Raw genomic sequence first — 11,823 nt, 5'->3', positions numbered from 1 at the left:
GGGCGCCCAGCTGAGGATGACGACCCCCATCAAAACTATCTACTACCGGAAATAATTAGAAAAACAACGAAAGACCAAAACGCGATTCCAAATTGGTTACCGTTTTGCTCTCGCCAAACAATTCATGTTTAAAACTGTGGCCGCGCATACTTAAATCCAGCGCCAGCCAATCGGTAGCGTAAAAACGCAACCCAGCGCCTATGTTGGTGGTGAAATAATCCTTCGCAGCAAAATCAGTATTGCCGGCGCCAGCCAAAATATAAAAATGATTGTTGAAAGTCCACTTATCCGAAATAAACACCTGGCCGTGTAAAAAATTGTAGCCCAAGGAGATGTTGTAATAGTTTAAATCGCGCTCATCATCGGTAAGCAGCTCTACGCCGCCACTCAACAATTCATAACTGGTTTTTTCTGTTTGGCTGATGCCGTAGGCAGCTTCGACAAAAAAATCTTCGGTTATGTGATAGGCAAAAGTAATTCCTACCACTTCGTTGGTGCCAAAATCTTCGATGCTGAGCATGCCGTAAAAAGCGCCCATCTCGAAGTTCTCACTATCCAGATCATCTTCTTTAATGGTGCGCCGTTTAAGGTCGGGGGTAATGATTTGCTCCAGCTCATCGTCGTCGCTGGTGTCATCGCCCTGCGCGTAAACGCTACTGCCAATGCCAGTTAATACCAGCAGGCAGGCGCTTAGAAAAATACGTTGAATCCAACTTTCCATTCATTGACCTCGTCGTTGGTATTGCGGCTGGTGAGTATGTAGTGATTGGTGTATTCCACCCGCAGAAATAAACGGCCAGTGATATGCACGTAAGTGCCCAAACTGGCCTGCAATAAATTGTCTTCGCGATCTTCGGTTTGCACCAGCATTGAACTGGGGAAGGTTTTAATGGTTCCACCGCCAACGCTGAAAAATGGCGAGGCGCGCAGTTCGGGAAAAGGCTGAAATAAAATCCCACCGGCAATAATTTGGCTATCGGAAAATTGGCCGGTATTTTCGGCGTAACGCAATTCTGCGGATAAGTTTTTGGTAAAGCGATAGCCCAAATTCATAGTGAGGCTATCGGCACCGGCAAAATCGCCGTAAGCCGCACCCAACTCAAAACGATCAGCCAAATAGTCTGCCTGTTTAGCGTCGGGAAACTCTGGTTTGCTGCCATCGAGCGCCAGGGTAAATTGCATATCGTCGCGTTTGATCCAACCGGTTATGCCGCGCTTGGTTTTAATTTTGATCCACTCGGTGCGGCTTTTGAGCAGAGTGATAATTTCTTCGCGCTCAACCACATGAAAGATGGGATAACCGCGCCCTGGGCCGGAATAAAGATTGATAAACGCCTCATCAACACTTACCTGCAAAGGCTCTTCCTCGGCAAATAAATTGCCGAACCAGTTTTGCGCCCATGCGGGGGAACTGCACACAAACAAGCAGCAGAGCAGATAGCGATAAAAACGCGGGCGTTTTTGTTGTTGTGATGCGCCGTATATCGTCATTAATAAATCAATCTACTGAGTCAAAGGGATTGTTGAAGTAGGCCGCGCGAAGATCCAACCACTCCGATAATAGTTTCAATTCACTGCCATTCAGCCAGCCGCGATGATCCACAGTATCCGTCGCCCCATCGAAATTGGCAAAACGATTAAAGAATCGGGCACTGGCGCGAGCCCCCCCAGGCGACATAGATGCAGGTACTCTAATCTGCTCGGTTAAGGGTATGGGATTGCCATCCGCCCCTAACACCAACACTTGGGATACGACACCGGTTTCCGACGTTACCTCCTGTTGCACAAAAGGACAATCCGCCACACCTTCGCAGGTCGGTTTTCCCTCAAGGTCAAAGGTGACCAGACACTCGGGAATTGCATCTTCATCCACCACAAATTCACATACGGGAATATTGTCGGTAAGCCCTGCCATATCATCGGTGAGCACTTGACTGAAATCGTTCGCCAACAGCTCGCGATAAGAAGTCATATGATCGGTCTGCTGATCTGATGGCTGACTGGTCAACTCTAGCTGACCGGCGGGAATCTGTACAAGCGAGTTACCGTTGAGATCAATAACATTGCGACTGTGACAACCGGTGCACTGCCGCTCAACCCCATCCACCATACGGCTGCGCTCCCACAAGGGCTGGATATGGGTTTCGTAATTGATGATCACGCGACACAGACTATTCCACCCATCTGGATCAATGCAGGCTTCAGTAGTCGGCGCGGCGATTTGCGCTGGGTCGTCTGCCAGAGCTGAATAACGGTATTCAAAACTCGCTGCTTTGGGGCGCACGGCAGGATCAGTCCACTCATCGTTAAACACTATATCCACACTCGGCTGGCGCTGGGCGATAGGCGCACAGCTGACCGGGTTGCCAGGTGTTTCACAGAAGGTAGAGCGGGCGGCAAATTCCGCCATAGTTTCACCCATAGTTGGCGTGACTGGCGTGCCCAGCGCATCGAAGCGAATCGTGTTCATAAATTGCAGCCCGCTGGTTGCCGCACCTTGATTGAGTGCAGCGGCTTCAGCGCCCGCACGTCCGTGGGCAACATCGTTGCGTGTATCGTGACAGCCGTTGCACTCGCGCACCTCACCGGGGCGCAATTGCAACCAGTTATTGTGGCGGGCGCTGATGCGCCGGCCATTGGCATCGAGCACTTCTATGGTAAAGGCCACATCAGCCGGGACTTTTACTTTTACCGAGCCGTCCGGCTCGATGGGCGCATAACCCAGCACTTCGCGCATGATGCCGCCACTAAAGCCAAAGGCCGTACCGTCAAAGTCGAGCGTATCGTCATCGGGCATGGAGACTGCTTTGACCAAGCGTAAAAAACGCGCTGGGCGCTGATCTGCAGGTGCGGCGATCATCGCTGCCAGATTAGCTGGCGCACTGGCGAATCCGTAGCGGCCAAAGGTGCCATCAAAATCATAGACACTGCGTATGTGTAATACCCCGACCGCTTCCTGTGCGAGCTGGGTATCCACCTGCGAGCGGAAAAAGGTCGGCGGGGTAATTTTTTCAAGGGATACCGCCTCGCTATACATCACTCCGGCTTTGGCCAATACCACCGGCTGCTGGGTTTGCTGCGCGATGTTGTAAATCCAGATGCCGTAAAAGGGCTCTGCCTCTTGAATATTGGCGATGGCGCGATTGGCTGCTGTACAGGGCAGTAAACGCGAAGTGCCCGGCTCCTGCAAACGGCACTGACTCCAACTCACTAACAGACGATTAGTGCCGTCGTACAGGGGATAGAGCGAGGCAAAACGGCCATGTTCTGAAATTTCGCCTTCACCATCGCGGATATTCACCGGCAGGATCGAGATGCGCTCCTGCCCTGCGGCACCGCGCGCCGTTGCACCGGGTACTGGCCGGTTGTTTTCGCTGAAACCTGCACCATCGATCACCACCATATCGCCACCGAGCAAGGCGCCACTGGGTTTGAGAATCGCGGCGATGCGACCATCGGGCATGGGGTTGAGATTAAATAAGCGCGGCGTACTTTGGCTGTCATCCTCCGGCTCAATATTCAGACTGTTGTAGCCGTAGTAGATCTGACTGTTGGTGCCGTCTGGATTGACGGTGTAGAAGCTCAGGTTGTCATGGCCGGATCTATCCCAGCGCGTGTAAAAAATCCGCCCGTCGGGCAGCAAACCAGGTTGAATATCGTGGCTTTGGTTATAGGTGATCTGTTGGATATCCGTGCCGTCATCCTGCATGGTATGCAACACATAGGCGGGGTCGTTGCGGTCGTCTTCCGTACCCGCAGCGTACTGGGGTTTGCCATCATCCAAAAGGATGGCTTTGCTGCGTGTCTGGCGGGTGGAAGCAAACAGAATGCGGCCATCGGGCAAGTAGCGCGGGGAAATATCCTGCCCGGATTCCGCCACTATGTCGGCACTGATAATGCGACGCAGCAGCTTAGTCTCAAGCTGATATTCCCAGATATTCCAGGTGGGTTGATCCTCTTCGTCGGCATCGGCAATTTCCGGAGCGCGCATCGCAAAAATTAATCGCTGGCCATCCGGGCTTACTGAAAGATCTTTCACATCATAGAGCGGGCCATCGGGATAGTCCGCTACCGGAAACTTCTCCAGCGGAAATGCCGCCGAGCTGATATCGACTGCCGTGGCTTGCGCAGTGGCGCGATCTTTCAGGATGAGCTTGGCGCCGGGATTAAACGCCGCAGGTTCAAATACATCGGGAAAAACCGGCTCGTCATCTTCATTTAGCGGGATGGGTCGCTCAATATAGGCGATAGGTAAATCCACGGTGACCGGATCGGGCTTTTGCCCGCCATCGCTACTACCGCCTCCACCACCACCGCCACAGGCGCTCAAACCAAACAGCGCGATTATGCCGAGGGAACGGAGCGTCAATAGGGCGCGCGGGCGCAGAAAAGACTCGCAGAGATTCATAACATTGGCCTTATATCGCACTGGCTTATACCCCCTGAGGGCGAGGGCAGCAGATTGCACCGGATAAAGTTGATTGAAAAGTTATAGCCGCTCTTGCGCATAAAGATAGCCGCGGGCGCCGGTACGGATTATTGTCTGGCAAACCTGTGTGCCATTCTCTCGAATGAATCACGAATGAAAGCAAAAACATTTCTACTAAAAATAACCCTTTGCCGGTTAGGAAGTGCATACTTTTCGATTTTTTATAACCAAATGATCCGTCTGATTTGCAGTTCTGTGATTAAGTCGGCAACCGCTAGCGCTAGCTGGGCACAGGTTTACACGACAGGTCTGTCTATAATTGCAGCAGACCTTTCTCCAGCCAGAAGATTGCCCTCCGGTCGCCCCGGCGACCAGCAAGGCAACTACACATAATTGGGAGCAACCGTGATTAGACACTTTTCAGCGCACCAGCTAGTTACCCGGCTGGGCACAAGCCTGCGCAGGGCCAGTATCGGGCTGGTCATTGCCAGCATCGGCTTTGGCGCAAGCATGGCACAGGCAGGCTCGCGGGAACAGGCCATGCAAATTCACAACCGCATCGCCGGTGTCCCGCCCTCGGAAAGCGTACTGTTGCAAATGGCGGCGCAAATCGATGCCGGACAAGTCGCCGAGGCGGTGAAAATCGCCATGAACAATGAGGCGTTCTACAGTGTCACCTTAAAAAACATGGCGACACCCTGGACCAACCGCGAGCAGACCGTGTTCGCCCCGCTAAACGATTACACCGCCACCTTTATCGGGCTGGTGCGTGACGATGCCGATTTCCGCACCGCGCTCTACGATGATGTGCTCTACACCAGCAATGCCGGTGGCTTGCCCGCCTACTCCAACAGCAATAACAATCACTATGAGATGGCCGAAGCCCAGGGTGTGAGCCTGAAAGACACACTGGTGCGCCGCACCCAGTCCAGCCTTAACGGTTTGCCCAGCGATGCCACCTCCGGCCTGATCACCAGCCGCGCGGCGGCCAAGGCATTTTTTATTGCCGGTACTAACCGCGCCATGTTTCGCTTCACCCTGCTCAACCATTTGTGCCGCGATCTGGAGCAAGTGCACGACACCTCGCTGGTGCCGGATTTTATCCGCCAGGATGTAAGCCGCAGCCCCGGTGGCGATAGCCGTGTCTTTCTCAACAACTGCATCGGCTGCCACAACGGCATGGACCCTATGGCCAAAGCCTACGCTTATTACGATTACGAATTCGATATCAATAGCGATCCCGATGGTATTAGCGGTGCCATCCACTACAACAGTGAAGGGGTAATCGACCCGGACACCCAAAGCCGGGTTGAGAAGAAGTACCGCATTAACAGCTCCACCTTCAAACCCGGTTATGTCACCACCAATGACGACTGGCAAAACTACTGGCGCCAAGGCCAAAACAGCCACCTTGGCTGGGCGTGGAATTCACCCGCACTGACCGGCATGGGCAGCGGCGCCAAGAGCATGAATATGGAACTGGCGCATTCCAAAGCCTTTGCCAGCTGTCAGGTTGAGAAAGTGTTTCAAAACGTCTGCCTGCGCAAGCCAGGCGATGCTGCCGATAGAGCCAAGGTCGAGGAATTTACCCAGAACTTTGCCGCCAATAACTACAAGTTGAAGCAGGTGTTTATCGACACCGCCAACTACTGCAAAGGCCAATAGGGGAGATGACCGTGAATAACATTCAGTTAGGCTCCATTTTGCAGTTGCGCCCCGCCCTGTTAATCATCGCGCTACTCGCCTCACTGGTGGGTTGCGGCTCGGGTTCGGGCGCCAAAACCGAACCCAAACCCGACACCAATACCGGCAATGGTGGCGGTGAAGAGTTCAGCTATAAAGGCAGCAATGCCGCCGCTACTGCTGACATCACCAAATTCCAGAACAACTTATGGATCAATATCGCCCGCGAAAACCGCTGCGGCGGCTGCCATACCCAAGGTAAACAGGCACCGGAATTTGCCCGTGGCGACGATATCAACCTCGCTTATGCCGCTGTGATAGATAAAGGCTTGGTAACCCTGGGCAATCCGGCGCAGTCGCGTTTGGTGACCAAGGTCGCCGCAGGTCACAACTGCTGGCTGGCTGACCCAGTTGCCTGTGGCGATATCATGACCACCTGGATCACTAACTGGGCGGGCAATACCGGCACCCAGGCCAATAGCGTGGTATTGACTCCGCCCGCGGAAAAAGACCTGAGCAGCAGCAAGGTATTCCCCGATAGCCCAGCGGCCTTCTCCACCACCGTGTATCCGGTACTGACCAAGTACTGCGCGCAATGCCACAGCGAAAGCGCCATCACCCGCCAGCAACCCTACTTTGCCAGCAGCCGGATCGATGCCGCCTATGAAGCCGCCAAAACCCGCATTCGTTTGGACAACCCCGGCGCCTCGCGTTTTGTGCAACGCCTGTCATTTGATGGCCACAACTGCTGGAGCAACTGCAGCCAAAATGCCGCCGAGATGCAAGCGGCGATCACCGCCTTTGCCAACACCATTGAGCCCATCACAGTTGACCCCGAGCTGGTGATCAGCAAAGCAGTCGGCCTGAGCGATGCATTTGTGGTGACCAGCGGTGGCCGGATCGATACCGACATCATCGCCAAATACGAATTCAAAACCGGCAAGGGCAGCATCGCCTACGACACCGCCGGGGTAGACCCGGTCGCCAACTTGAACCTGATTGGCAATGTCGGCTGGAGCAGCGCCTGGGGTTTGAAATTCCGCGATACCGGCAAGGCACAAGCCTCCACCGGCGACAGCCGCAAGTTCTACGATTTGTTGCGCGCGGCAGGCGAATACTCAATAGAAGCCTGGGTGATTCCCGACAACGTGGTGCAGGGTGATAACGACAACAACCCCGCCCGCATAGTGACCTATTCCGGCAGCGCCACCAGCCGCAATTTCACCCTCGGCCAGTACGAGTACAACTACAGTTTTATGAATCGCACCTCCAAGAGCGATCAAAATGGCCTAAATGAGTTGGCCACCGCTGCCAACAAAGAAATCTTGCAAGCCAGCCTGCAACACGTAGTTGTCACCTTTGATCCAATCCGCGGCCGCCGCATTTATGTCAACGGCGAATTTACCGGCGATATGGACCCGGACGCCGGTGCGGTACTGAAGGATTGGGACAGCAGCTTTGCTCTCGCGATAGGTAACGATGTATCGAACAATCGCCCTTGGGCAGGCAGTATTCGCTTCCTCGCCATACACAAACGCGCGATGAGCGCAGCCGACATCAAAACCAATTTTGACGTGGGCGTGGGCGCAAAATATTTGCTGCTGTTTAACGTCTCCCAGCTGGTGGGCACTCCGCTGAGTTTTATCGTGTTTGATGTGCAGCAGTTCGACGACTATGCCTATCTGTTTAGCTCGCCGTTCTTCACCAATCTGGGCGATGAAAAAGTCACCGGCAATATCGATCTGAAAGGCTTGCGCATTGGGGTCAATGGCACCGAGGCGCCCGTCGGCCAGGTATTTGCCAATCTGGATACCCAAATCAGCGCCAGCCAGATGGTGGAAGGTCGCCAAACCCTATCGACACTGGGCACGATTGTGGAGATGAAACAAGGGCCGGATCAGGATCAATTCTTCCTTACCTTCGACCGGATCGGCAGCAATAGCTACAGCCGCACTGTGCCGGTAGTGCCGCCACCCGCAACACCGGCGGATATTCCCGGCCAAGCTCATATCGGCCTGCGCAATTTTGCCGAAATCAATGCAACCCTGTCCGCCATGACTGGCGTCAGCACAACCACGGCGGCGGTGAAGACCACCTATACCAAGGTGCAACAACAACTGCCGACACTCACCAATATCGAGGGCTTTTTGGCGGCGCAACAGATGGGTATTACCCAGCTGGCAGTGTCCTACTGCAACGCGCTAGTGAACGATACCAGCCTGCGCGCCAGCTATTTCAGCGGCTTCAACTTTGGCGCCAGCGCCAATACCGCGTTCAATAGCACTGGCCGCAGCCAGGTTATCGACCCACTGCTGAAAAACCTGCTGGCGAGCGATATAGCCTCGGGCGGCGCACTGAGCAATCAGGCGAATCCGGCCGAAGTTCGCGCCGAGCTGAACCAGTTGATCGACCGCATGACAACCTGCGCAGCGAGCAATAGCTGCGCCAGCAACCGCACCGCCACCACCGTCAAAGCAACCTGCGCCGCCGCTATGGGCAGCGCCATCATGCTATTGCAGTAATCGGAGCAGACTTATGACTCGCAAAAAAACCACCCTGCATCCGGACGCGCCGCTGCTGCTCAACAACCACAGCCGCCCGGTGACCCGGCGCGAATTGGTAGCGCAAGGCTTTAGAACCGGCGCCGCCACTGTGGTCGGCGGCTCGATTTTCAGTTTATTTGCCAACCCACGGGAAGCAGAGGCTGCACTCTCAGCGGATTTGATCGCCATGCGCAGCGCCTGCGGCATTGCGGCACAGGGCGCAGGCAAGATTCCGTTTATCTGTTTTGATCTCGCCGGCGGCGCCAATATCGCTGGCTCCAACGTGTTGATCGGCCAGCGCGGCGGCCAGTTGGATTTCCTCAACGCCAGCGGCTACAGCAAACAGGGGCTGCCATTAGCAATGAGCCCGGCGGCCTCTACCGCAGCCAACCCCCTTATCAACAATGAACTCGGCCTCTCTTTCCACGCCAGCAGCGCCATGCTGCGCGGCATTCTGGAAAAGGTCGCCGTGGGCAACCGCGCACTCACCAACGGTGCGGTCATTCCCGCGCGCTCGGAGAACGACACCGGCAACAACCCGCACAACCCCATGTACGGCATTAACCGCGCCGGTGCCAACGGCTCGCTGCTGGCGCTGGTCGGCTCCCGCGCCAGCGACTCGGGCGGCAACTCCATGGCACCCGCGATGATGATCAACCCCGAGGTGCGCCCCACCAAAGTGGACAACCCCAACGACGTGACCGGTTTGGTCGATGTGGGGGATCTGGTCAGCCTGCTCGATCAACAGGACACAGTGGCGGTGATGGAATCTATCTACCGTATCAGCGATAAAAAACTCGGTAAGGTCAACACCGGCGTCAGCAAAGATGAAGTAATCAAAGACATGGTGCGCTGCGGCTATGTGAAAAGCGCCGATCTGGCCGATCGCTTTGGCAACCCTTCCGCCATTGACCCGGTCGCCGATGCCGATCTGGTTGGCGCAGCGGGTGTATTCACCCAAAACGAATTTAACGGCGATGGCGAATTCCGCAAAACCGCCTCAGTGGCCAAGCTGGTGATCAACGGTTATGCCGGAGCAGGCACCATCACCATGGGCGGCTACGACTATCACACCGGCGACCGTTCCACTGGCGAAATGCGCGATTTACGCGCGGGCCGCTGCATCGGCGCCTGCATCGAGTACGCCGCGCGCAAAGGCATGCCGGTGATGATTTATGTGTTCAGCGACGGCTCGGTGTTCAGCAACGGCATGATCGACGACTCAGCGATGGGCGGAGGTAAAGGTGTCTGGACCGGCGACGACCAACAGACCGGCGCCGCGTTCTTTCTCGTCTACAACCCCGCGCGCCGCGCCGTGTTGATGGGTGGTACCAGTAGCGATCCGAACACCATTAGCGATGCCCAGCGCGTCCACCAACAGATCGGCTATATGCGCGCCAGTGGCGATGTCGAAACCGGCTCTGGTATAGGCGCCGCCAACAACGTTAATACGTTGGTAGAAACCGTGGTGCTCAACTACATGGCACTGCACGGCCAACAAAACCAATTCGGCAGCAACTTCCCCGGCAACAGCCTCGGCAACGCCGCCACCCTCGACAAACTCACTGCCTTTACGCCGATTTGCAATGGGGTGATCTCGCAGCCGGTGTAAACCTCCGCCGCTCCCGGCTTAAATGGGAGCGGCTTGCACTTTCACTTCGCTGTTGCCCACTGTACGCCAATGGAGTACAGTTGCATCCCATGCGTACGATTATTGAATCCCCTATTTTCACAAGGTTGTGGCCCGACTATTGGACTGAGTCGGAACGCGGCGACTTTGTTTCCTATCTCGCTGCAACGCCGGACGCAGGTGATTTAATTCCCGGCTCGGGCGGCTGCCGCAAAATCCGCTGGAACATAAGTGGTCGAGGCAAAAGTGGTGGAGTAAGAGTTATCTATACCGCGCAATTAAAATCCGGTGCCATTGTGTTACTTACCATCTATTCCAAAAGTGCGACGGAAAATATCCCCGCACATTTATTGAAACAAATTGCAGAGGAGCTGGGTTATGACACTCAGTAACAAAGAACTTGCAGCGCGCGATGCGAGCCGCAATCTAGGTGAGGAATTACTGGCTGCTATCCGCGATGTTAAAAGTGGTAAGACCGGTGATACCTACACTATTGCACCCAACCAGATTGTGCAGACGCGTCTGCAGTGCGGCTTATCACAGGCAAAATTCGCCGAGGCACTGCATATATCGCCGCGAACATTGCAACATTGGGAGCAGGGTAGACGCCAACCATCTGGTGCTGCAGAAACCTTGCTACAAATTGTTTATCGCCACCCTGAAGTGCTTAAAGAAGTGATAGCGCTGCGCACATCGTAAAATCACCAACATCAGTGCTTTCACTAACAACAATAATAATTCCAAGGATTTATCTTATGAAAAAAACACTCGCACTTTTTTGCAGTGCAATGGCACTTATTGTTGCGGCACAATCAAGTAACGCCAGCATCATCTGGCAGGGCGACTTTGAAACGGGCGATATTAGCCAGTGGAACACGCCCATCAATGTCGCCGGGCTATCAGTTACCAACGATTGTGTCTTTGATGGCAAACACGCAGGCAAAGTGCGTTTGACTGGCGACGATTCGTTTTTGTGGAAGGGCAATAAATCTTTAAATCGCAGCGAGTTTCATCACCGTAATTCAGCAGGGATGACCCACGAAGGTAAAGATACTTTTTTTGCATTCAGCTTCTATCTGCCGAAAAAACTCAGCCAACACAAACACGAATTGGGTTATTGGGAATCCGATAAGAGCTGGCAACAAATGCTGCGTTTTAATATTGCCGGCAGCGAATTAAGTTTTCAGGAAACAGCGGCAAAAAAAGTATTGTGGAAATTACCCGAGGGCGCGGCTCCCGGCAAATGGCATCGTGTCGCTATGCATATCCATTGGTCAACTGATCCTGAAGTCGGTTCGGCTGAAGTCTGGATCAATGGCAAACACATGGGCAAACATCATTTCAAAAACCTACCCACCCAAGATGCGCTGATGTTTACCCAAATCGGCATTTTGCGCACACAAGAAAAAACTGTAGAGGAAATCTTCATTGATGGCGCGATTGAAACCGACAACCTCACCGAATTACTGGAGCGGGACACTCATCTGATTGGCAAAACTTGTCCGGCAAAAATCGACAAACATTAAATGCACATTTAG

9 protein-coding genes are annotated in these 11,823 nt (G+C 54.2%); 6 read left to right on the top strand and 3 right to left on the bottom strand.

Translation table 11 applies throughout. The features are described from left to right. Positions 1-55 precede the first annotated feature (55 nt). Genes AWU77_RS07215 through AWU77_RS07205 form a run of 3 tightly spaced genes read right to left on the bottom strand, consistent with a single transcriptional unit; the run spans position 56 to position 4,408 of the window. The gene (locus AWU77_RS07215) at positions 56-721 is read right to left on the bottom strand and encodes an outer membrane beta-barrel domain-containing protein (RefSeq protein ID WP_062060920.1); all 666 of its coding nucleotides are present in this window, start codon (positions 719-721) and stop codon (positions 56-58) included. After that, positions 691-1,491 carry an SH3 domain-containing protein gene (locus tag AWU77_RS07210; RefSeq protein WP_062060917.1) on the bottom strand — a complete coding sequence of 267 codons (801 nt, stop codon included), beginning with the start codon at positions 1,489-1,491 and terminating at the stop codon, positions 691-693. The genes AWU77_RS07215 and AWU77_RS07210 overlap by 31 nt, the downstream gene beginning before the upstream one ends. 7 nt (positions 1,492-1,498) lie before the next feature. After that, positions 1,499-4,408 (bottom strand): PD40 domain-containing protein, encoded by a 2,910-nt coding sequence (locus AWU77_RS07205; RefSeq protein WP_152625298.1) that lies wholly within the window; start codon positions 4,406-4,408, stop codon positions 1,499-1,501. Between the two features lie 531 nt (positions 4,409-4,939). Here AWU77_RS07205 and AWU77_RS07200 point away from each other — a divergent pair. From AWU77_RS07200 to AWU77_RS07175, 6 genes are all read left to right on the top strand, one after another. Further along, positions 4,940-6,094: a hypothetical protein gene (locus AWU77_RS07200; protein ID WP_152625304.1), complete on the top strand. Its 1,155-nt coding sequence runs from the start codon at positions 4,940-4,942 to the stop codon at positions 6,092-6,094. Positions 6,095-6,105: 11 nt separating this feature from the next. After that, a complete protein-coding gene (locus AWU77_RS07195) occupies positions 6,106-8,634 on the top strand; it encodes a LamG domain-containing protein (protein ID WP_375600834.1) in 2,529 nt (842 codons plus the stop codon). 13 nt (positions 8,635-8,647) lie between these two features. Then, on the top strand, positions 8,648-10,267 hold the full coding sequence (locus AWU77_RS07190; protein WP_062060910.1) for a hypothetical protein: 1,620 nt from the start codon (positions 8,648-8,650) through the stop codon (positions 10,265-10,267). 89 nt (positions 10,268-10,356) lie between these two features. Next, positions 10,357-10,677 (top strand): hypothetical protein, encoded by a 321-nt coding sequence (locus AWU77_RS07185; RefSeq protein WP_062060907.1) that lies wholly within the window; start codon positions 10,357-10,359, stop codon positions 10,675-10,677. Then, positions 10,664-10,984 (top strand): DNA-binding transcriptional regulator, encoded by a 321-nt coding sequence (locus AWU77_RS07180; protein ID WP_062060904.1) that lies wholly within the window; start codon positions 10,664-10,666, stop codon positions 10,982-10,984. Before AWU77_RS07185 ends, AWU77_RS07180 begins: the two co-directional genes overlap by 14 nt. 56 nt (positions 10,985-11,040) lie before the next feature. Then, complete coding sequence (locus AWU77_RS07175; RefSeq protein WP_062060901.1) at positions 11,041-11,811, top strand: polysaccharide lyase; 771 nt, start codon at positions 11,041-11,043, stop codon at positions 11,809-11,811. Positions 11,812-11,823 lie beyond the last annotated feature (12 nt).

It is taken from the genome of Cellvibrio sp. OA-2007 (assembly GCF_000953825.1).
Lineage (GTDB): Bacteria > Pseudomonadota > Gammaproteobacteria > Pseudomonadales > Cellvibrionaceae > Cellvibrio.
The sequence above is the reverse complement of the archived record's forward strand: the minus strand, read 5'-3'. Positions and strand labels throughout refer to the sequence as shown.